The organism is Vreelandella sp. F11, assembly GCF_042466685.1.
Taxonomy (GTDB): Bacteria; Pseudomonadota; Gammaproteobacteria; order Pseudomonadales; family Halomonadaceae; genus Vreelandella.
On the sequence record NZ_CP170448.1, the window covers coordinates 2164121 to 2184495 of the forward strand.

19 protein-coding genes and 1 tRNA gene are annotated in these 20375 nt (G+C 54.2%); 6 read left to right on the plus strand and 14 right to left on the minus strand.

Annotated elements, in window-relative coordinates:
* Positions 1 to 35 precede the first annotated feature (35 nt).
* A complete protein-coding gene (locus tag ACFIOZ_RS09770) occupies positions 36 to 329 on the minus strand; it encodes a co-chaperone GroES (protein WP_027959273.1) in 294 nt (97 codons plus the stop codon).
* A 234-nt stretch (positions 330 to 563) separates the two neighbouring features.
* Complete coding sequence (locus ACFIOZ_RS09775; protein ID WP_386083584.1) at positions 564 to 1049, minus strand: FxsA family protein; 486 nt, start codon at positions 1047 to 1049, stop codon at positions 564 to 566.
* Positions 1050 to 1238: 189 nt separating this feature from the next.
* On the opposite strand from ACFIOZ_RS09775, the gene ACFIOZ_RS09780 reads away from it, so the two are divergent.
* The gene (locus ACFIOZ_RS09780; RefSeq protein ID WP_386083585.1) at positions 1239 to 2000 is read left to right on the plus strand and encodes an SDR family oxidoreductase; all 762 of its coding nucleotides are present in this window, start codon (positions 1239 to 1241) and stop codon (positions 1998 to 2000) included.
* Between the two features lie 95 nt (positions 2001 to 2095).
* Here the strand turns inward: ACFIOZ_RS09780 and ACFIOZ_RS09785 are convergent, their stop codons facing one another.
* The 3 genes from ACFIOZ_RS09785 to ACFIOZ_RS09795 form a co-directional block, all read right to left on the minus strand.
* The gene (locus ACFIOZ_RS09785; protein ID WP_386083586.1) at positions 2096 to 3082 is read right to left on the minus strand and encodes a hypothetical protein; all 987 of its coding nucleotides are present in this window, start codon (positions 3080 to 3082) and stop codon (positions 2096 to 2098) included.
* A gap of 51 nt (positions 3083 to 3133) precedes the next feature.
* Positions 3134 to 3784, minus strand: coding sequence for a hypothetical protein (locus ACFIOZ_RS09790; protein WP_386083588.1), 651 nt, complete (start codon positions 3782 to 3784; stop codon positions 3134 to 3136).
* Positions 3785 to 4128: 344 nt separating this feature from the next.
* A tRNA-Leu gene (locus ACFIOZ_RS09795) sits at positions 4129 to 4213 on the minus strand.
* A gap of 82 nt (positions 4214 to 4295) precedes the next feature.
* On the opposite strand from ACFIOZ_RS09795, the gene ACFIOZ_RS09800 reads away from it, so the two are divergent.
* Together ACFIOZ_RS09800 and ACFIOZ_RS09805 are read left to right on the plus strand one after the other, a co-directional pair.
* Positions 4296 to 5000 carry a ComF family protein gene (locus ACFIOZ_RS09800; protein WP_386083590.1) on the plus strand — a complete coding sequence of 235 codons (705 nt, stop codon included), beginning with the start codon at positions 4296 to 4298 and terminating at the stop codon, positions 4998 to 5000.
* A gap of 54 nt (positions 5001 to 5054) precedes the next feature.
* Positions 5055 to 6029: a serine/threonine protein kinase gene (locus ACFIOZ_RS09805; RefSeq protein ID WP_386083592.1), complete on the plus strand. Its 975-nt coding sequence runs from the start codon at positions 5055 to 5057 to the stop codon at positions 6027 to 6029.
* 50 nt (positions 6030 to 6079) lie between these two features.
* Here the strand turns inward: ACFIOZ_RS09805 and ACFIOZ_RS09810 are convergent, their stop codons facing one another.
* On the minus strand, positions 6080 to 6637 hold the full coding sequence (locus ACFIOZ_RS09810; protein ID WP_386083593.1) for a hypothetical protein: 558 nt from the start codon (positions 6635 to 6637) through the stop codon (positions 6080 to 6082).
* Positions 6638 to 7045: 408 nt separating this feature from the next.
* Between ACFIOZ_RS09810 and folE the strand changes: the two genes are divergently transcribed.
* Positions 7046 to 7597: a GTP cyclohydrolase I FolE gene (gene folE, locus ACFIOZ_RS09815; protein ID WP_386083594.1), complete on the plus strand. Its 552-nt coding sequence runs from the start codon at positions 7046 to 7048 to the stop codon at positions 7595 to 7597.
* A gap of 120 nt (positions 7598 to 7717) precedes the next feature.
* Positions 7718 to 9175, plus strand: coding sequence for an NAD-dependent succinate-semialdehyde dehydrogenase (locus ACFIOZ_RS09820; protein ID WP_211594192.1), 1458 nt, complete (start codon positions 7718 to 7720; stop codon positions 9173 to 9175).
* A 130-nt stretch (positions 9176 to 9305) separates the two neighbouring features.
* Here the strand turns inward: ACFIOZ_RS09820 and purH are convergent, their stop codons facing one another.
* The 8 genes from purH to ppa form a co-directional block, all read right to left on the minus strand.
* Positions 9306 to 10922, minus strand: coding sequence for a bifunctional phosphoribosylaminoimidazolecarboxamide formyltransferase/IMP cyclohydrolase (gene purH / locus ACFIOZ_RS09825; protein WP_386083596.1), 1617 nt, complete (start codon positions 10920 to 10922; stop codon positions 9306 to 9308).
* Between the two features lie 50 nt (positions 10923 to 10972).
* A complete protein-coding gene (fis, locus tag ACFIOZ_RS09830; protein ID WP_386083598.1) occupies positions 10973 to 11338 on the minus strand; it encodes a DNA-binding transcriptional regulator Fis in 366 nt (121 codons plus the stop codon).
* Positions 11335 to 12303, minus strand: a complete 969-nt coding sequence (dusB, locus tag ACFIOZ_RS09835; protein ID WP_386084042.1) for a tRNA dihydrouridine synthase DusB — start codon at positions 12301 to 12303, stop codon at positions 11335 to 11337. The genes fis and dusB overlap by 4 nt, the downstream gene beginning before the upstream one ends.
* 227 nt (positions 12304 to 12530) lie before the next feature.
* Positions 12531 to 13445 carry a 50S ribosomal protein L11 methyltransferase gene (gene prmA, locus ACFIOZ_RS09840; protein WP_386083600.1) on the minus strand — a complete coding sequence of 305 codons (915 nt, stop codon included), beginning with the start codon at positions 13443 to 13445 and terminating at the stop codon, positions 12531 to 12533.
* Between the two features lie 107 nt (positions 13446 to 13552).
* Positions 13553 to 14893: an acetyl-CoA carboxylase biotin carboxylase subunit gene (gene accC / locus ACFIOZ_RS09845; protein WP_386083602.1), complete on the minus strand. Its 1341-nt coding sequence runs from the start codon at positions 14891 to 14893 to the stop codon at positions 13553 to 13555.
* A 31-nt stretch (positions 14894 to 14924) separates the two neighbouring features.
* On the minus strand, positions 14925 to 15404 hold the full coding sequence (accB, locus tag ACFIOZ_RS09850; RefSeq protein ID WP_386083605.1) for an acetyl-CoA carboxylase biotin carboxyl carrier protein: 480 nt from the start codon (positions 15402 to 15404) through the stop codon (positions 14925 to 14927).
* A 333-nt stretch (positions 15405 to 15737) separates the two neighbouring features.
* Positions 15738 to 17588, minus strand: coding sequence for a protein-disulfide reductase DsbD (gene dsbD / locus ACFIOZ_RS09855; RefSeq protein ID WP_386083607.1), 1851 nt, complete (start codon positions 17586 to 17588; stop codon positions 15738 to 15740).
* Positions 17589 to 17777: 189 nt separating this feature from the next.
* Positions 17778 to 18308, minus strand: coding sequence for an inorganic diphosphatase (gene ppa / locus ACFIOZ_RS09860; protein ID WP_022523655.1), 531 nt, complete (start codon positions 18306 to 18308; stop codon positions 17778 to 17780).
* A 284-nt stretch (positions 18309 to 18592) separates the two neighbouring features.
* On the opposite strand from ppa, the gene ACFIOZ_RS09865 reads away from it, so the two are divergent.
* On the plus strand, positions 18593 to 20308 hold the full coding sequence (locus ACFIOZ_RS09865) for a bifunctional protein-serine/threonine kinase/phosphatase (protein ID WP_088701592.1): 1716 nt from the start codon (positions 18593 to 18595) through the stop codon (positions 20306 to 20308).
* Positions 20309 to 20375 lie beyond the last annotated feature (67 nt).

The following is a 20375-nucleotide window of genomic DNA, read 5'->3' on the forward strand; positions in this document are numbered from 1 at the left end:
GGTGCGCTCACTAAAAAGGTGGGCAGCAACGATTGTTAGCCTTCAACAACGGCAAGAATATCGGCTTCGCTCATGATCAAGACTTCTTCGCCGTCGATTTTTTGCTTCTCAACGCCATAACCATCTTTAAAGATCACGTTATCGCCAACCTTGACGTCTAGCGGGCGGACATCGCCATTTTCCAGAATGCGACCATTACCGACAGCGAGGATTTCACCGCGTGTCGGTTTTTCTGCTGCATTGCCCGGAAGCACGATGCCGCCTGCAGTTTTCTGCTCTTCTTCAACGCGACGGACGATGACACGATCGTGCAAAGGACGGATATTCATTCACGTTCTCCTGAGTATGGTTGAAGCCCTGGTAGGGGCGGTTAGCTTAAAAGTGTTCTCGAGGGAGTAACCCGCGAGAAGTGAAGACTTCACAGTCTTCATTGTTAATGGCAGCTCCCATAAAGATCGCTGCCGAATTTGTGTGCTGGATGAAAAATGGGGGCTGCGGATGACCTTTCAAGGGGGCAGGTAATAAAAAATTGCTTTTCCGCTGATTTTCTTTTGAAGTAAACCTCAACGACGGCGTGGGGGTTCATCTCTGCTGATAAAATCCCCCTCAATCGGGCCATCCTGCTGTGACGACTGACTGTTTGGATAGTCATCAGGTCGAGCTGAGGAAGCGCTTGGGCCTTGCTGCTGCCCAGCAACTTTTTTAAGCCCCAGCCAGGTAAGTGCCTTGAACATCAACTGGCGTGCGCTGGGAATCAGGCATGCCAATCCTAGCGCATCAGACAAAAAGCCAGGAGCCATTAATAAGGCACCGCCGAAGATAAGTGCAGCGCCTGTTAGTAGCTCGCTGGAGGGGAGTTCACCGGCCTGCATCCGCTGGCGAGCCTGGGCAAAGGTGGACACACCCTCTTTGCGAATTAGATGTAGCCCGACAACACCAGTGCCGAGCACTAAAAGTAGGGTCGTGAGTAGGCCGATCTGGCTGCCAATCGAAAACAGAACCACAAAATCAAGTAGCGTAAAGAGTGATATAAAAATAAGAATAGGCATGGCTAACTCCCAAAAACGCCAGAAAGCGACTCGATAACCGTTGTAATTGCGTAATATGGTGACATAAATATAAATAGCAAGCAGCTTGCATTGAGTATTCCAGCGGTAATGTGGCTCGATTTATGGTCATAACTCTTCTATGCTGCAATGCACAATGAGGCTGGTTTAATCCGCTGTAAGGAGTCACGAATGGTACTTACCGATAAAGTAATTGCAGTCACGGGTGGAGCGCGTGGGTTGGGTTATGCCATGGCGCTACGGTTGGGCAAGCAGGGCGCGCGCATGGCGCTATTGGACATGAGCGCTGAAGCGCTTGATCAGGCGGTATCGCAACTTTCTGCTGAAGGTGTCGATGCCCAGGCGTTTGTGGTCAATGTTGCTGAAGAGGCCTCCGTGATTCAGGCGTTTGCTGATATTGCCCAGCGCATGGCGCCGATTAGCGGTTGTATCAATAACGCGGGTATTACCCAGGATGCGCTGTTGGTAAAGGCCAAAGAGGGGAAAGTGGAAAAACGCATGTCCTTTGAGGCTTGGCAAAACGTTATTAATGTCAATTTAACCGGCGTTTTCCTATGTGGCCGCGAGGCCGCCACTCAGATGATTGAAGCCGGACATGAAGGCGTAATCGTCAATATCTCGAGTATTTCCCGGGCAGGCAATATGGGGCAGAGCAACTACGCTGCTGCAAAAGCCGGTGTGCATGCGTTGACCGTCACTTGGAGTCAGGAGTTGGCCCGCTATGGTATTCGTACCGGCACAGTAGCACCTGGGTTCGTGGCTACCGAAATGACCGCTGCGATGCGCCCTGATATGTTGGAGCGTATCTCGTCAAGCGTACCGTTAAAGCGTTTGGGTGAGCCCGATAATATTGCCCAAAGTGTTGCCTTTATTATGGAGAACGACTACTTCACTGGGCGCATCATTGAGTGTGACGGCGGTTTGCGGCTGTAGCTTGTTGCCGTGGTACGGCAAAGGTATGTGATAGACACCAGGGGAGGCTGCATGGTCGCCCTGGTGCCTAGTAGATGGCTTCGTGTGCTTGAAGCTTAAAAGTAGTCGCGATTAATTTTGCGCTGAAAGTACATCTCCAGGCGCAGTGTCATTGCCCAGCGTGGGTCGTAGCTAACGTCGCGCTGGAAGTGTAGCTCTGGGATCACATCGGCGAACAAAATGCCTTTATGAATATCACGGCGGTAGCGGGTTTGTAGGTAGTAATTGGTCATGCGCGGGTTGGAGGCACTTTCACCGATGGCGATGGCTGAGTAGCGGAGAGCACTGCGCCGGTTGATGCGGTGATTGATTTCGGCAACTTCACTGTACTCGAGTTTATCTTCTTCCTCGCGCCACTGGACGGTGGTAATAAAGCGTAAGTGGCGGCGTTCGCTCAATGGCCGACCGACATCCCAGCGTGTGCGCGCTGAGTAGCCTTCATTGTTGAACCAGGAGACGCGGTTATTCGACTCAAGCTGCCATGGCCCTTCACCCAGTTGCCAGAGACGCTCGCTGGTAAAGCGCACGTAAGGGTCAAGAGGGAGGCGCAGACGAACGCCGGCACCTACTCGATTGCTCCAGTTTTCACGTTTATCGCGGCTTTCCAGCCAATCCAAGCCAAGCGTAGAGCTACGACGGTCACGCTGGTCATTGGCGAGTCGTCCAGAGCCTTGCTCTTCCAGGGTGCCTTGTGACTCTTCCGGATCGCTCTCGATGACCAGTCGCAGACGATCCTCCGAGGTGGGCAGGTCAATACGGTAACGAAGGGTGGTATCTCCGCGAGTGCCATCGCCCTCCATCCAATCAATCTCTTGACCGAAACGTAGATAGGATTCGTTGTTGACCTGCATATGGTCGTCAGTGCCAAAGAAGCCATCGATGCGTCGCGACGTGTTATCGACCCAGTTGCCGACACTTTCACGAAAGGGCTCAATACGCTCTTCTGCCCACTCGGGTAAATCGCTATCTTCCTCCTCTGCATGCAGATTCGTGGATACCATGGTGAGTAGGCCAAGCCAGCAGAGGGTTACAAATTTATGCATCGTCAGTCGTCTCGGTAATGGGGCGCGTCGCCGCTTGGCAATAGCGTTGATTCAGCGTGCTTTGTGGGTCTCAATCTCTTTTGCCCACTCCAGCACGCGCTTACGTTGGCCACGGCTATTGAGTCGATCCGTATCGACACTCGCCGGGATAAGCTGATGGTTGGGTGACGCATTTAAGTCGAGATTAAAGGTTCGCGATGCGCCGGTCGGCATGTCTTCGGATCCATAAATAGCGATAACGCGAATTTCAAGCTGGATATTCTGCTCTTGCAGCTGATTGTCATCGATTTCCCAATACTCTTTAACCTGATTGACAATATCGCCAAACGATTGAATGTTAAGGTAATCCCCAGAAGCTAGCGGGCCTTGATGGGTGCGGTAGCTGGTTTCCTGCGACTGCTGCTCATTTTTTTGTTCCTCACCCCCGCGCTGCTGATACTCCACCACATCCAGGGAGTAACTGCTTTTGTGCGTATGCAATACCGCGACAAGGTGCTGAATATAGATGGCTTCACTGCTCATATTGCTGATTAAGCAGATAGCGTCCACGCCGATTCCTCTGCCGCGATTAATAATCACACGAGGGCGACGCTGCCGCACATAGCCGTTATAGAGAAGCTGGGCATAAAATACCCACACGAAAAGCGTGCATATGCTCGCTACAGCCGAGATTGCTTGAGCGTTATCGTTAAGCCATTCCATAGTATGAGATCCTTCTCATCTTTATTAGCGATCATCCCTCAATATAGCGTTGAGTGATAGCCATTGAGGGAACTTTTGTAAGTTATTGAGTGTATAGGCTAGCGGAAAAGCAGGGGCAAGTCAGCCAAACCGGCTGATGCTAAAATTTGATACAGTAAATGCCAGGCATGCAAAAAATGGCGTTGAGCCATTGCTGTTTTTAACAGATAAGAATAGGCGTTTTGGGGAGCTACATTGACATAGTGCTTATAATAAAGCCGCTTATAAAGCGCCAGAACCAAGCAATATGAAGACTTTCAATAGTAAGAAGGGAAATCCTAACTGCTTGAATAATAAAAAATAATTGGTGCGGATGGGGAGACTCGAACTCCCACACCTTACGGCACTAGAACCTAAATCTAGCGTGTCTACCAATTCCACCACATCCGCTAAGACGAGGCGTATATTATCAGATTTGTGGCCCAAGTCAATCAATGATTTGATATTTATGCACAAAGTGTAAGGAGCTGGCATGGCGTTAAAGCAGTGGCTACAGGGGGGAGGAGAGTGGATCAAGCAAGCCATGCCTGGCTACTGCGCCTTTTGCTTGGCACCGGCAGTAGCGGGGCGAGGGTGGTGCGTGACCTGTCTGGACGAGCTGCCGTGGAACCTACATGCTTGCCGCCAGTGTGGAGACCCTGTTAGCCATGGCGCGAGCTTGTGTGGGCACTGCTTAATAGATCCACCGCTATTTTCAGCTACTCAAGCGGGGCTGTTGTATCAAGGGCCGATTAAGCAGCTGGTGCATGATTTTAAATTTCATGCTTCTCCACGGGCGGGCACGCTACTCGCTGAATTGATGCTGTTAACTCCGCCGGATACTCTCGGCGATGCTTTTTTACCGGTGCCCATGACGCCTATGCATGCTCGTACTCGGGGATTTAATCAATCACGCTGGTTAGCCGAACAGCTCAGCCGCCCACTGGGCGTCCCAATGGTGAGTGCTAAACGAATAAAGGATTCCCCATCCCAGCGCACCTTGAATCGCCGCCAACGAATTGCCAACCTGGCGGGGGCCTTTGTCTTTGAATCACCGCCCCCGGCGCATATGGTGATAGTAGATGACGTGGTCACTACCGGCTCCACTGGCCAGGCGTTGGCACGGGCCGCGCTGGATGCTGGCGCAAAGCGCGTTGATATTTGGGCGGCAGCGCGGACACCGCTAGGCAAGGATTGATAGAATAGCCTTTTCGCATACTCATTAGCGCTTTAGCCAACCCAGGAGTGGCCTATGTCACACCCGTTTAGCTCTCTTTCGCCTGATTTAGTGATGTCTGCAGTGGAGTCGCTGGATATTTGGCCTGCAGGCGAGCCTTTTGCGCTGAACAGTTATGAAAACCGCGTGCTGTTGTTTCGCGATGATGATGGCAAAAACTGGATTGTTAAGTTTTATCGGCCTGACCGCTGGTCAGATAGTGCGATTCAGGAGGAGCACGATTTTCTGCAGGAGCTGGTAGATCAGCAGGTGCCGGTAGTGGCGCCGTGGCGTAATAAAGCAGGTGTGTCGTTACACTATTTTAAGGATTTTCGGTTTACGCTGTTTCCCCATTGCCCTGGCCAGGCGCCGGAGCTGGATAATCCTTCTCACCTATTTGCCATGGGGGAGTTGCTGGGTCGGTTGCACCAGGTGTCGGCTAAAAAAGCCTTCCAGCACCGCCCACGTTTAGAGATGGCCAGCGGTATCCTTGATGCTCAACAGCGCGTGCTGGCCAGCGCTTGGATGAATAGTCATCAGTGTCGGGCCTATGACCGTGTGATTGAGAAGGTGCATCAGCAGCTTATAAAGCATGATGTGCCCGCCAGCAGTATGATTCGCTGTCACGGTGACTGCCATTTGGGCAATGTGCTTGGGCGGGATGAGCAGTTTACCCTGGTCGATTTTGACGACTGCACCATGGCGCCCGCTATGCAAGATATCTGGATGCTACTGCCAACCGATGACCCTCAGGGTTGGCGGTCCTACTTAAGTGAAATAACCGAGGGGTATGAAGAGGCGCGCCCATTTCCCACTGAACAGATGGCGCTTATTGAGCCACTAAGAAGTTATCGGCTGATAAGGCATTCGGCGTGGCTGGTGTCACGTTGGGATGATCCCGCTTTTCCCCAGGCGTTTCCCTGGCTGGCGGATAGCGGCTATTGGGATCAGCATATCCGCCAATTGGAGCAGCAGTGCCTTCAGTTAGAGAATCCTCGCTGGCTGGCGTAAGAGAGCGTTAGCGCTCGGCACTGACTGATTGTAATGGTATTAGTTTTAGCTCAATCGGGCACAGCCTCTTCGCGGGGAACTGGGTTGGCGATACCTTCTCCATCCGCTTCACGACGCTGCTGATTAAGCTCCTCTGAAGGGTTATCTAACTCCTCAATCTCAACGGCTTGGTCAAGTGTCAGGAGGAACGTCTGGCCAGGGGATAGCGTGCAAGGGGTGCTCTCGCAGGCGATGGCGTATTGGCCATCTTGGTCATAAGCGCTGGCGCTAAATTCGCCAGTAAAAATATTGCTGTCGGCGTCGTGGGTTTCAATACAGGTTGCCTCTTGGGTGGTGACGCGAATGCGCTCATCCACCAACTGCGCACTGCCCACAATGACGCAGTATTCAGGTAAAGAGTGCGAGGCATTGGTGGCTTGGGTTGGGTGTAGCAAAATATCATTAAGGCGCGTTTGGTTTGATTCGAACGTAAGCTCTTCCACGACCTCAACGCCGACAGTTGCTTCATTGGGCAGTGAAAGCGTGGTGTCTGCAGTAGCCAATAGCGGCGTAGCAAAAACAGGGGCCGCGAGGGCGGTTAACCAAAAAGACGTTGGTTTAAATGACATAGCGAGCTCTCAATGTTGGCGCCTGCGATCAAGGCAATAAAATTGAATCCATGAATCATATCACAGCCCCCTAGGTTACAAAGTTAACGACGCGGCGCTCTGTCGCAGGTAAACAAGTCACAGGCAACCGAGATGCGGTAAAATGCTCTACTTGCTTAATACTCGTTGTGCAGGCTATTTTAAAAATATACTTTTTGTACAACGTGTGTAGAAGAGGGGCGAGGTTGATGCCGCTCTTATGATGAGGGGCTTCTCATGTGCAAAAAAGGGGATTGCCCTTGCTGAGCGCCTGAGCGCCTGAGCGCGATTGCGCATGGTTTTTTGAGCCAGTTCTTGAGTCAGTTCTTGAGATAGTTCTTAAGATAGTTCTTGAGATAGTTTTTGAAATAGTTATTGATGAGGCTAAATATGTCCGATGATATCGCTGAGCACTACCGCCAGATAATCTCAGCACTTGGCGAGGATCCCGATCGAGAAGGGTTACGAGATACGCCTAAGCGTGCAGCCAAGGCCATGCAGTTTCTCAATGCGGGCTACACTCAGTCATTGGACGACATTATTAATGGCGCGGTGTTTGAGTCGCAAACGGATGAAATGGTGCTGGTAAAAGACATTGAGCTCTACTCTATGTGTGAGCATCACCTGCTGCCATTTATTGGCAAATGCCATATTGCTTATTTGCCTGACGGAAAGGTGTTAGGGCTCTCTAAGTTTGCCCGTATCGTCGACATGTTTGCCCGTCGTATGCAGATTCAGGAGAACCTAACCCGTGAGATCGCCGAGGCCGTGCAGGAGGTTACCCAGGCAAAGGGCGTTGCTGTGGTCATTGAAGCACGACATCTCTGCATGATGATGCGTGGCGTGGAGAAACAAAACTCCAGCATGACTTCGTCGGTAATGCTGGGTGGCTTCCGCAAGAACCAAGCGACTCGGCAAGAGTTTTTAATGCTCATTAGCTAAATTTACCGGTGGTCAGTGGCCGGTGAATCATGCCGCAAATTTGGTTTGAAGGGGTGTTTCGTCTTAGCATGAAGACGTTAATGAGCCTACGAGGCCAACATTTTTGGTCAGGAGCCTGACATGGAAGCGCTTAAAGAAACACAGCTGTATTGCCCCTTTGCTTATATCGACGGCAGTTGGGTCGCGGCAGATAGCGGCGAGCAAATTACCGTATTAAACCCGGCAACCGGCGAAGCGATTGGCGATATTCCCCGCCTGGGTAAAGCCGAGACCGAGCGAGCCATTGATGCCGCAGATGCTGCGCTACCGGCTTGGCGGGCGCTGACTGCCCAGGAGCGAGCTGACTTACTGCTGAAGTGGCACGATCTGATGCTTGAGCATCAACAGGATCTGGCCATGCTGATGACTTACGAGCAGGGCAAGCCACTAAAAGAAGCCGCGGGTGAAATCGCTTATGCGGCCAGCTTTTTGCGCTGGTTTGCCGAAGAAGCGCGGCGCGTTTACGGCGAAACCATTCCCGCGGCAAATGCCAATCAGCGCATTGTCGTCACTAAACAGCCTGTTGGCGTAGTGGGGGCGATTACGCCCTGGAATTTCCCGGCGGCGATGATTACCCGTAAAGCCGGGGCTGCATTGGCCGCTGGTTGCACGATAGTGGTTAAGCCTGCTAGCCAGACTCCTTTCTCTGCAACGGCCTTGGCGCTGTTGGCTGAACGGGCAGGTATCCCACGCGGTGTCTTTAACGTCGTACCCGGAAGCGCTAGCGATATTGCCCAGGCGATGACTGAGTCGCCTAAAGTGCGCAAGATCACCTTTACCGGTTCGACCGAGGTTGGGCGCAAGCTGATGGCCCAAGCGGCGGAGCATATCCAGAAGATATCGCTCGAGCTTGGCGGTAATGCACCCTTTATTGTGTTTGAGGATGCCGATTTAGACGCGGCCGTAGAAGGTGCCATGGCCGCCAAGTTCCGCAACGCTGGCCAAACCTGCATCTGCACTAACCGCTTTTTGGTTCAGTCCAGTGTCATTAACGCCTTTTGTGAAAAGCTAGCAGTGGCCATGAACAGCGAGCTGTATGTGGGGGATGGCACCAAACCCAACATTAATATCGGCCCGTTAATCGATGATAATGCGGTTAAAAAAGTCAGCGAGCATGTGCAGGATGCCATTGATAATGGCGCTGAACTCTTGTTGGGTGGGCATCCGCATCCCCTGGGCGGCAATTTCTTTACGCCAACCCTGATCAGTTTTGCCACTGACAAGATGAAAGTGGCTCACGAAGAGACCTTTGGGCCATTAGCTGCTGTCTTCCCGTTTGATGATGAGGAGACGGCTATTGAGATGGCCAATGATACCCAATATGGTTTGGCGTCCTATTTCTACTCCCGTGATCTTGCCCGCGTATGGCGTGTTTCCGAAGCGCTTGAGTACGGTATGGTGGGTATTAACACTGGCGCTATTTCCAACGCTGCCGCGCCTTTTGGGGGTGTAAAAGCCTCGGGTCTAGGCCGCGAAGGGGGTCACCAGGGCCTGGAAGAGTATTTGGAAACCAAGTATCTATGTATTGATCTTGGCTAAAGGCTCGGTAGGCGTTAATGGTCAGTGATCCATTCGCCTCTGTTGATAATAGTAAGAAAGCCCCTTAGGCATGCTCTATCAAGAGAGCGCCTAAGGGGCTTTTTGTTGCTAATGCAGGTTAGTTAACGACTTAGTGGCGGAAGTGGCGCATGCCGGTAAATACCATGGCAATGCCTGCTTCGTTGGCCGCATCGATGACTTCCTGATCACGCATGGAGCCCCCTGGCTGAATAACGGCGGTAATGCCTGCTGCTGCGGCCGCATCGATGCCGTCACGGAAGGGGAAGAAGGCATCAGACGCCATCACTGAGCCGGGCACCGAAAGGCCTTCATCTGCGGCCTTGATCCCAGCGATTTTAGCCGAATAAACGCGACTCATTTGGCCAGCGCCGACACCCACGGTTTGGCCATTTTTGGCGTAAACAATCGCATTGGATTTGACAAATTTGGCCACTCGCCAGGCAAAGGCAAGGTCGCGTAGCTCCTGCTCGCTGGGCGCACGTTGGCTGACCACGGTCAATTCGTCGCGGGTGACCATGCCGTCGTCGCGCTCCTGAACCAACAAGCCACCATTGACGCGTTTAAAGTCTAGTGCAGGCTGCTGTTCGGCCGGCCAGTGGGCACTGACGTCCAATAAGCGCACATTCTGCTTATTGGCCACGATGGCGGCGGCTTCATCGCTGACGCCCGGGGCAATAATTACCTCGACGAACTGGCGGTCAATAATCGCCTGGGCGGTTTCCGCATCCAGCGGCGTATTGAAGGCGATAATGCCGCCAAACGCGCTGGTGGGGTCGGTAGCAAAGGCTTTGTCGTAAGCTGCCAAAGCGGTGGCGCCAATGGCAACGCCACAGGGATTTGCGTGCTTAACGATTACGCAGGCGGTCTCGGTGAAGGCCTTTACGCACTCAAAGGCGGCGTCGGTATCGGCCACGTTGTTATACGAAAGCGGCTTGCCCTGGAGCATTTTTGCTGTAGCAACGCTGGGTTCGTTTGCCAGGGGGTCAATGTAGAAAGCCGCCTGTTGATGGGGGTTTTCGCCGTAACGCATGTCCTGCTTTTTATCGAGCTGCAGGTTAAAGGTGCGTGGGAACGCTTCATCAGCGGCATTGACCTTACGGCCGAGATAGTCAGCAATGGCACCGTCGTAACCGGCGGTGTGCTCGAAGGCTTTAACCGCTAAATCAAAGCGCGTGGCGCGACTGACCTGGCCATCTTGGGCGGCCAGCTCGCCCAGTACTCGAGCGTAATCACTGCTATTGACCACTATGGTGGTGTAAGCATGGTTTTTGGCGCAAGCACGAACCATGGTTGGGCCACCGATATCGATATTCTCGATGGCATCTTCAAGCGTGCAGTCGGGCTTGGCGACGGTGGCGGCGAAGGGGTAGAGATTGACCACTACCATATCAATGGGCGTGATATCGTTCTCAGCCATGACCGCATCATCCTGACCACGGCGGGCCAAAATGCCGCCGTGAATTTTTGGATGCAGTGTTTTAACACGACCATCCATAATTTCAGGGAAGCCGGTGTGCTCAGACACTTCTTTTACAGCAATAGCATTTTCCTGCAGTAGACGAAAGGTGCCACCAGTGGAGAGAAGCTCAATGCCTTGCTCAGTGAGGCCGCGGGCGAACTCCACAATGCCGGTTTTATCAGAAACGCTCAGCAGAGCGCGGCGGACGGGGGTAGCGTTGCTTTCAGTCAAGGAGGGGTTATCAGCCATGAGAGGTGTATCAGCCATTAGAGTGCTCGTGTGCAGAGTCGAGAATTAAAAACAACAACGCCCCAGGCTTATGGGGCGTCACCTTCGATGAGTCCGTATAGCTTGAGTTTTTTGCGCAGCGTGCCACGGTTTAGTCCGAGCACATCAGCGGCCCGTGTCTGGTTGCCATCGGTGTGATCCAGAACACAGGCCAGCAGAGGCGCTTCTACTTCGGCCATTACCATGGCGTAAAGATCGGTCGTCTGGCTGCCGTCCAAATGCTCAAAGTAGCGGCGCATAGCCGTTTCCACTGCCTCCCGGAGCGGCTGAGGCGGCGAGTTAGCCGCTGGATCCGCTAGCGTACCCGCTAAAGGGGAGTGGCTCTCGTAAAAGGCGTCGCTGGTAAGCGCGTCGCTTGAGTAGTTGTCGCTAGATAGAAGATCGCGTTCGGTCATGCAGCATAGCTTCCTTTGGCTAGCAAACGCGTGGCGGCGCCGGGGGCCATCGCGTCATTGATCCAATCAAATTGCGTTTCAGGTGACGCTAACGCATTGAACTGCTGCTTAAGCGCGCGCTGTTGTGTCGGCGTAAAGCGATGGTCATCGCTGAGGTACCAGCCGACATGCTTGCGCGCGATGCGCACACCCATGGTGGTGCCATAAAACGTGTGCAACGCTTCTAAATGCCCGTGAAGCACTTGGTGGCGCTCCGCAAGGCTTGGTGGCGCCATCCGCTCTCCATGTTGGAGATAGTGGTTGATCTGTTGAAAGATCCACGGGTTACCCTGAGCACCACGGCCAACCATCACTGCATCAGCGCCTGTATAAGCGAGTACCTCGGCGGCTTTTTCCGGACTTGTTATGTCGCCGTTAGCAATGACCGGGATCGATAGGTGAGATTTGATCTCGGCAATTGTGTCGTACTCTGCCTGTCCAGTATAGCGCTGCTGGCGATGACGGCCATGCACAGCGAGTGCTTGAATGCCGGCTGACTCGGCGAGCCGGGCAATACGCAGGGCATTATTGGATTCGGCGCACCAGCCTGTGCGGATTTTGAGTGTAACGGGTATATCAACCGCTGCCACCACCGCATCGAGTATCTCCGCCACCAAGGCTTCATCGCGAAGTAATGCCGACCCTGCCGCTTTGTTACACACTTTTTTGGCCGGGCAACCCATATTAATGTCAATAATCTGCGCACCCAGCTCGGCATTCAAGCGCGCAGCCTGGGCAAGCATGTCTGCATCGCCCCCGGCGATTTGCACCACGCGTGGGTCAGGCTCGCCCCGGTGATCCATACGCAGCTGCGATTTGCGAGTATGCCACAAGCTGGGGTCTGCAGTGACCATTTCACCTACTACCCATCCGGCGCCAAGCCGTCGGCATAGCTGACGGAAAGGGCGGTCGGTGACGCCGGCCATTGGCGCAAGTATTACCCGATTGGGTAGCGCAAACGGGCCAATGGCGACTGATCCATTGGTGGCCGATACATTGGTGATTGGGCCAATGTTGGCAGGTGATGGGTTTAACGTCATGGCATCAGACTTTATTGGTTTTGAGCAGTGAGCGCTGGGGTGGCGACGAGTAGGCGTTTCAAGGGGGCGTATGATACGCCTACTCGCTGGTGGGGTGAAGGCCAATTGCCGCTTTAACGCGAACGCAGGCCGCTAAGCCGCACCCATCCTTCGCGGATGACAGGCTCATCCATGATAAGGCCCTGCGCTGCATAGGCTTCGTAAACGTCATCGGCCTGATTGGCTAAAATCCCCGATAGTGCAACGCGGCCACCAGGTGCCACATGCCCGGCAATCATCGGCGCCAGTTCAACCAACGGGCCGGCTAAAATATTGGCGATCACGATAGGGTAGTGGCCGCCATCGCTTAACTGCTCAGGGTAGTAGAGATTTAAATCCGACTCGGCAATAGCGTTGCGTTCAGCATTGTCGCGGCTGGCCTGCAGCGCCTGGGGATCAATGTCGGTGGCATCTGCATGGCTGGCACCTAGCTTGAGTGCGGCGATAGCCAGAATGCCGGAGCCACAGCCTACGTCCAATACCTGTTGCTCTGCTAGGTGGCCCGCTACTGCCAGTCCGTCCAGCCACTCCAGACACAGGGCTGTAGTGGGGTGCGTGCCGGTACCAAAGGCGAGGCCAGGGTCGAGAATCAGGTTAACGGCCTCTGCCTCGGGTGGTTCGTGCCAACTGGGCACGATCCATAGCCGCTGGCCCATGCGCAAAGGGGTGAAGTCGTCCATCCACTCCCGCTCCCAGTCCCGGTCGGCGAGCAGCTCATACTCGATGGTCGGGCAGGGCTCACCGGGCATCTGCTCTGACCAGGCGGCCTCAATGCGCTCGAGCATGCTCTCGACGCCCTCCAGGTCATCGTAAAGACCGGTGAGGATGGTATCTTCCCACAACGGGGTGGTGCCCCGCTCGGGCTCAAACACCGGATCATCGTGGGCATCCTGAAGGCCAATGGCGGTCGCACCTTCCTCAAGCAGCAGCTCTTCAAGGAGCTCGGCCTGTTCGGGAGCGACGTGGGCTTTGAGTTGCAGCCAGGGCATGGAAGTTCTCCGCAAGGCGATTTAAAGACACATACCTTAAAGACACAGACGGGGTGGACATGGCCACCCCGCTGGGGATTACGCAGTGCGCTGGAAAGACTTGGCGGCTAGCCGCCGAGTTTCTTTTCCAGGTAATGGATGTTGACACCGCCTTGGCGGAAGTAGCTGTCGCGAACCAAATCCTTTTGCAGGTCGATATTGGTTTTAATACCTTCCACCAGCAGCTCGTCGAGGGCGTTGCGCATGCGGGTCAGGGCGATTTCACGATCTTCGCCCCAGGTGATCAGCTTGCCGATCAGCGAGTCATAGTGCGGCGGGACGGTGTAGCCGGTATAGAGATGGGAGTCCATACGGACGCCTAAACCACCGGGGGCGTGAAACAGCGTTACCTTGCCGGGAGAGGGCATAAACGTGCGCGAGTCTTCGGCATTGATCCGGCACTCAAAGGCGTGGCCATTGAGTTGCACATCTTCCTGACGAATCGACAGCGGCAGGCCTGAGGCGATACGCAGCTGCTCTTTGACGATATCCACGCCGGTGACCATTTCGGTGACCGGGTGCTCGACCTGAACGCGAGTATTCATCTCAATGAAGAAGTACTCGCCGTCTTCATACAAGAACTCGAAGGTACCGGCGCCACGGTAGTTGATCTTGATACACGCCTGACGACACGCTTCAAGCACTTGAGCGCGGGCTTCAGGATCCAGACCTGGCGCCGGGGCTTCTTCGAGTACTTTCTGGTGACGACGTTGAAGCGAGCAGTCGCGGTCATAAAGGTGGATAGCGTTACCCTGACCGTCGGCGAGCACCTGTACTTCGACGTGGCGCGGCTTCTCAAGGAATTTTTCCATGTAGACCGTGCCGTCACCAAAGGCGGCGTGGGCTTCAGTACGGGTGACGGTAATCGCCGAGAGCAGATGGCCTTCAGTGTGCACCACGCGCATACCGCGGCCGCCGCCGCCAGAAGCCGCCTTAATGATGACCGGGTAACCGATACGCTGTGCAGTGGCTAAGTTGGTGGCGTCGTCGTCTCCCAGTGGGCCGTCGGAGCCTGGTACAGTGGGAACACCTGCTTCCTTCATTGACTGGATGGCGCTGACTTTGTCGCCCATTAGACGAATGGTCTCGGCGCGGGGGCCAATAAAGGTAAAGCCTGAACGCTCAACCTGTTCGGCAAAGTTGGCGTTTTCAGATAAAAAGCCATAGCCAGGGTGTATGGCAGAGGAGTCAGTGACTTCGGCCGCACTGATCAGGGCCGGAATATTTAAGTAAGACTGCGCTGACGAAGCCGGGCCAATACACACGGCTTCATCCGCCAAGCGAACGTGCATGAGTTCACGATCAGCTTTGGAGTGCACCGCTACGGTTTTAATGCCCAGTTCTTTACAGGCCCGTAGGATACGGAGGGCAATCTCGCCGCGGTTGGCGATAAGTACCTTGTCCAGCATGGGAGAGTCCACCCGTGTTGAAAATGAAAGATTAAGCGATAACGATCATGGCTTGATCGAATTCTACCGGCTCGCCATCTTCCACCAGGATGGCTTCCACGACACCGTCACGGTCAGCTTCAATCTGGTTCATCATTTTCATGGCTTCAATGATGCATATGGTGTCGCCCTGCTTAACGCTATCGCCCACTTCAACAAAGGATTTGGCGCCCGGCGCTGGGCTGCGGTAAAAGGTGCCGACCATGGGCGAGTTAACGGCTTCGCCCTGGTAGCTTGCGCCCTGAGGCTCTGCTTCAGAAGCAGGCGCTGATGCTGGAGCAGCGCCTGCAGCGGGAGCGGCTGGTGCATAGCCAGGATGCTGCGCATATTGCGGCATAGGCTGTGGCTGCCACGAAGCACCGTTAGGATGGCGGCTGATGCGTACTGACTCTTCGCCTTCCTGAATTTCAATCTCGCTAATATTGGACTCTTCGAGCAGCTCAATCAGTTTCTTAACTTTGCGGATATCCATGGCATAGCCCCATCAATGTCTTAAAAGTAGTCACAAAGCGCTCACGCATAGGTGCAGGCAGCTCTTTATGGCGCGTACGTTGCGCAGTAAACCAAAATTAAAAATGAGGAGAACGCGGCATGTTAGCGAACGTTACCCCGTTCTCACCGTTAAAAAAGCAAGTTTTTAGCTAATGTGGGAGCGGAGTTTGCCGAAAAAGTGCCAGGATGTCCAGCAACAGCCTAAGCCAATGGCAAAACCCACATCTAAAGCAGAATTAAACAACTGTTTGACGATGTTCGCTGCAAAAAGCCTTTTCAGCCTCTTTGAATTGCGATTAGACAGGGATAGAAATCAGCCGTTCACTACCCAGCGGTTGACGGATTCAAGATGTTCGTACAGCTGGTCGGCAGTCACTTCGCCTTGGATGCGCGCAGCACGAATCTCCTCGCCCTGGCTGAAAAAGAGCAAGCTGGGAGGGCCGAAAAGATCGAATTGATTCAGCAATTCACGGCTTTGGGGGTCTGTGTGGGTGACATCGGCCGCGATCAAGGTGTAATTGCTTAGTGCTGCGGAAACCTGCGGATCAGGATAAACATCCCGCTCCAGCAACTTGCAGGAAATGCACCAGTCGGCGGTAAAGTGAACAAACACCGGCTGATTAGCGCCTTCAGCTTGGCTAATTGCCGCTTCAAGCTCGGTTAAGCTGCTTACCTGAGTGAATTCGAGTGTTGCTAGCTTATTTCCGCTAGTGCTGGAGGTTGCCGCAAGGGGGCGCAAGGGGTTGCTGCCCCCCTGAGCGGCGCCAATCACCAGGGCTATCCCCCAAGCTAGCAGCATTAGCCCCAGCGTTTGGCGTGCCCGTGGCCACCCCTGTGGCTGATTGAAACTCAGCGCCCCAAGCGCCAGCGCTGTACCGATAGCAAGGGCTGCCCAAAGCAGCAGCGCCATCGGCGCGGCCACTAAACGCTCAATCATCCAAATGGCGACGCCTAGCATCAGCAGCCCAAAAGCGATTTTGACACCATTCATCCAGGCGCCGGAGCGGGGCATTAGGGTGGCGCCAAAGGTGCCCACCAAAAGAAGCGGTACTCCCATGCCCATGCCAAGTGCAAACAGCACCGCGCCGCCCATCGCGGCATCCCCTGTTGAGGAGATAAACACCAGCGCACCCGCCAGGGGAGCCGTCACACAGGGCGATACCACCAGTACCGAGAGGGCGCCAGCCAGCGCTAACCCTGCCGGGCCGCTGCGCTGAGCGCGTGACTGCCAAGCGTCAATACGGTTGGTCAAGCGGGGCGATAGATTAAGGTTAAAGGCGCCAAACATGGCCAGGGCAAAGAGCGTAAAGAGCACGGCAAAGGTGATTAATACCGGTGCTGACTGCAGGTGCGCCTGAAGATTAAGTCCAGCACCAAACAGCCCCATTAAGACCCCAACCAGGGCATAGGTTAGCGCCATGCCGAGTACATAGCTTAACGAGAGGGCAAAGGCGCGGGGGCGGGTAGGGTTCTGGCCGACGATGATCGATGACAAAATCGGAATCATCGGCAGTACGCAGGGGGTAAAGGTGAGGCCCAAGCCAGCCATAAAAAACAGCCCTAGCGCTAGCGCTAGACTCGCATCGCTGATCACGGCGCTAAAGCGGCTGTCCGCACTTTGCGGCCCAGAGAAGTCACGCTGTGAGGTGGCCGTTTCACTTGCAGTGATATCACCTGCTTGCCAGTTTGCAAATTGATTGGGCGGCTCCGTTTCGCTTGCCTTAAGCTGCGTGCGCTCCGGTGGGTAGCATAAACCTGCGTCTGCGCAGCCTTGAAAGGTTAGCTCAATATTTAAAGGGCCTGAGTAGGGGGCTTCCAGCGGTACTTCAAACACTACCTGGTCGCGGAATACATACACATCGCCCATAAACTCATCGTTGGTAAAGATGCCCTGGGGGATGCTGGGATCGCCGAGACTGATACCCTCCGTTTGACTGGCTACCGCAAACTGGTGGCGATAGAGGTAGTACTTATCTGCGATATCCACACCGATATAGAGTGTATCGCCATCATGCCAAGCGGTCGGCTGAAAGGCTTCCAGCACCGGCAAAAATTCGTCTTGGTTGCTAGACGATGAAAACCATTGGGCTTTTGCACTTAGCGGTAGCAAGCCAAGAAAGAAAATCAATAATGTAAACAGGCTCAGGCGTTTAATAGCTAACACGGTGCGTCCTTAATCAATGGCATCGCAGTGAAAGGCGAATAGCATACCGCAACCTTATACCTCTGGCGTATACGCTGCGGTGACGTGACGCGGCTCCTAACAGTGACTTAATCCTGCGCCTATAAAAAGACCGCCCGAAGGCGGCCCTTTATCCCATTGGCGGCAAAAAAACTCACTGCCATGCAACGGTTACGCTTTTTGATAGGCGGTAACGGACTTCTCAATCGCCTTGCGTGCGGCGTCAGCACCTTCCCAGGACTCGACTTTTACCCATTTGCCTTTCTCGAGATCTTTGTAGTTCTCGAAGAAGTGCGCAATTTGCTGGCGCAGTAGCTCAGGCAGGTCGGTCACTTCGTGGACATCGTCATAGAGCGAGCTTAGCTTGGCATGGGGCACACAGATCAACTTGGCATCTTCACCGGCTTCGTCGGTCATGTTCAGAATGCCTACCGGACGGGCGCGAATAATGCTGCCAGGTTGAACCGGGTGCGGAGTTACCACCAAGGCGTCCAGGGCATCGCCATCGTCGGCCAGAGTATGCGGGATAAAGCCGTAATTGGCGGGGTAGAACATGGGCGTGGCCATAAAGCGGTCAACGAGTAGCGCGCCCATATCCTTATCAATTTCATATTTGATCGGGTCGTGGTTGGCAGGGATTTCGATCACCACGTAAACGTCGTTAGGGAGATCCTTTCCAGCAGGGATATTATCGAAGTTCATCATTGATTCCTTGATAGTGCTGTGGCTAGAGTCGTGCCGTGGTTAGGCAATCGTTTCAGAGTCGTTTTATGGCGAAGAATTATACGAACATGGCTGCCCAATTACCAATGCGACATAGGTTGCCCGTGGGTGATCATTCATATGTCTTTCCATTTGGACGAATATGATAGAGACGTTTGGTGGGCATCGTTTCTGCTCCGCTGCGTGTATCATAGGCAGCGTTTATTGACAGTGTTGGTTGACAGTGATGTCCCTCGAACGAGTCGGCAGCCTAGGAGGATGACTTGTCGCACGCCCAATTGCTCATCAGTTATGGTCAAGCGTTTGTCGCGCCCGACCGGCGTCTGCACCGCAGTTCAATGTCGGTTCGCTTTCCTGAAGCGCCGCTGCTTCGCGCCAAAGGTGGCTGCGCGGTGATCAGCGACTCCATTTCACGCAATACCATGGCCAAGCAGGCGGGAGATATAAGCGTGCGCGGCTTTCTGGCCGACTACTTTTCTACGCCTGACCACTGGGATGTTAAAACCTCGGCCACCCGCGTACTGCGTGCGCTTAACAGCTGGTGTTACAGCCAAAGCCAGCATGTTAAAGAGGGCAGTTTTGTTTCCTCCATGTCGGCCATGGTATTTCGTGGTCGTGAAGCCCATCTGTTTCATATGGGGGATACGCTGGTGTTTCGGTTGCGGGGTGCAGAGTTTGAACAGCTCAGTCGTGACCATGTGACCGATCTCGGCGGTTATCGCTACCCTTCGCGGGCGCTGGGTATGGATGGCAGTGTCGATATTGATTACACCCATATTGCGCTTAAACAGGGCGATCTGTTCCTGTTTACCACCCAGGGGGTGCGCGGCACGCTGCTGCCTTCCGATTATGTGCGCCTGATTCGTCAGGATGCCAGCGATCTGGATGCCGCCTGTGAGCGGCTAGCCAATGAGGCAAAGCAGCGTGCTCAGGAGCGTGGCTACGGCGGCGATCAGTTCTGTTTTCAACTGGTACGCATCGACGAATTGCCCGAAGAGGTCACCGAGCACCCGGGGCAGCTATACGGCGATCTGCCCATCCCTCCAGAGCTGGCACCGGGGGAGCGTTTAGACGGCCTGGAGATTCTCGCCGTGCTATCACGCACGGCACAGTCGCGGGTTTATCGCGTCCGCGATGTGCATAGCGAGCGGGAAATGGTCATGAAAGCACCCAGTCCTGAGCTTTCGTTACGTAATGCCTATCTAGAGCACTTTCTACTCCAGCAGTGGGTAGTGGAGCGGGTGAACTCGCCCTTTGTGGTGAAAGTGATGGAGCCTTCCCGCCCGCGTCGCTATCTCTACTACTTAATGCAGCACATCGAAGGCGAAACGCTGCGGCAATGGGCGGAGCGCCATCCTCAAGCCAGCTTGACTCAGCGCCTGGATATTGCCAATCAGTTGGGTAAGGCAGTGCAGGCGCTGCATCATCGGGAAATCATTCATCAGCAGATCAATCCCGATAATATTTTGATCGACCCCCACGGCAAGCTAGTGCTCACCGATTTTAGTGCTTGCCATATGCGCGATGGGGAAGGGCACCGCCACTCAGGTGAGTTGCTCAGGCAGATTGGCTTTAACGAACACACCGCACCTGAGTACGCCTTGGGTGACAGCATTGGTCGGCGCAGCGATCAGTACTCCTTAGCCTCCACGACTTACTGGCTATTGACCGGCGCATTACCCTATACGCTTACACCCAACCGACTGCGCAGCCATACTGATCTGGAGGAGTTGACCTATCGCAGCGCGCGTACCACCAATCCAGAAATATCACCCGAACTGGACGATGCGCTACGCCGCGCCTTGGATCCCCAACGGGCGCTGCGGTTTAGGCGTATGTCCGAGTTTTTGCATGCGCTTAGGGTGCCGCTGGGGCGGCTACCTAATCGGGAAGAGAGCCGCCAGGAGCCGCGGCGGTTTTGGCAGGGGGTAGCGGGGATTCTGTTATTGCTGCTAGTGCTTTCCTGGTTGCTACGCTAACCCCAGGCGACGAAGTGCATATAAGAAGTGCATATAAAAAGTACCCATAAAACGGGGCGATGAATTA

Coding starts and splice junctions, on each gene's coding strand:
- ACFIOZ_RS09800 (WP_386083590.1), top strand. CDS start 4,296: ATGGCGTTAAAGCAGTGGCTACAGGGGGGAGGAGAGTGGATCAAGCAA.
- ACFIOZ_RS09805 (WP_386083592.1), top strand. CDS start 5,055: ATGTCACACCCGTTTAGCTCTCTTTCGCCTGATTTAGTGATGTCTGCA.
- prmA (WP_386083600.1), bottom strand. CDS start 13,445: ATGCCCTGGCTGCAACTCAAAGCCCACGTCGCTCCCGAACAGGCCGAG.
- dusB (WP_386084042.1), bottom strand. CDS start 12,303: ATGGCCGGCGTCACCGACCGCCCTTTCCGTCAGCTATGCCGACGGCTT.
- ACFIOZ_RS09770 (WP_027959273.1), bottom strand. CDS start 329: ATGAATATCCGTCCTTTGCACGATCGTGTCATCGTCCGTCGCGTTGAA.
- ACFIOZ_RS09810 (WP_386083593.1), bottom strand. CDS start 6,637: ATGTCATTTAAACCAACGTCTTTTTGGTTAACCGCCCTCGCGGCCCCT.
- ACFIOZ_RS09820 (WP_211594192.1), top strand. CDS start 7,718: ATGGAAGCGCTTAAAGAAACACAGCTGTATTGCCCCTTTGCTTATATC.
- accC (WP_386083602.1), bottom strand. CDS start 14,893: ATGCTGGACAAGGTACTTATCGCCAACCGCGGCGAGATTGCCCTCCGT.
- ACFIOZ_RS09775 (WP_386083584.1), bottom strand. CDS start 1,049: ATGCCTATTCTTATTTTTATATCACTCTTTACGCTACTTGATTTTGTG.
- folE (WP_386083594.1), top strand. CDS start 7,046: ATGTCCGATGATATCGCTGAGCACTACCGCCAGATAATCTCAGCACTT.
- accB (WP_386083605.1), bottom strand. CDS start 15,404: ATGGATATCCGCAAAGTTAAGAAACTGATTGAGCTGCTCGAAGAGTCC.
- purH (WP_386083596.1), bottom strand. CDS start 10,922: ATGGCTGATACACCTCTCATGGCTGATAACCCCTCCTTGACTGAAAGC.
- ACFIOZ_RS09785 (WP_386083586.1), bottom strand. CDS start 3,082: ATGCATAAATTTGTAACCCTCTGCTGGCTTGGCCTACTCACCATGGTA.
- ACFIOZ_RS09790 (WP_386083588.1), bottom strand. CDS start 3,784: ATGGAATGGCTTAACGATAACGCTCAAGCAATCTCGGCTGTAGCGAGC.
- ppa (WP_022523655.1), bottom strand. CDS start 18,308: ATGAACTTCGATAATATCCCTGCTGGAAAGGATCTCCCTAACGACGTT.
- fis (WP_386083598.1), bottom strand. CDS start 11,338: ATGACCGAACGCGATCTTCTATCTAGCGACAACTACTCAAGCGACGCG.
- ACFIOZ_RS09780 (WP_386083585.1), top strand. CDS start 1,239: ATGGTACTTACCGATAAAGTAATTGCAGTCACGGGTGGAGCGCGTGGG.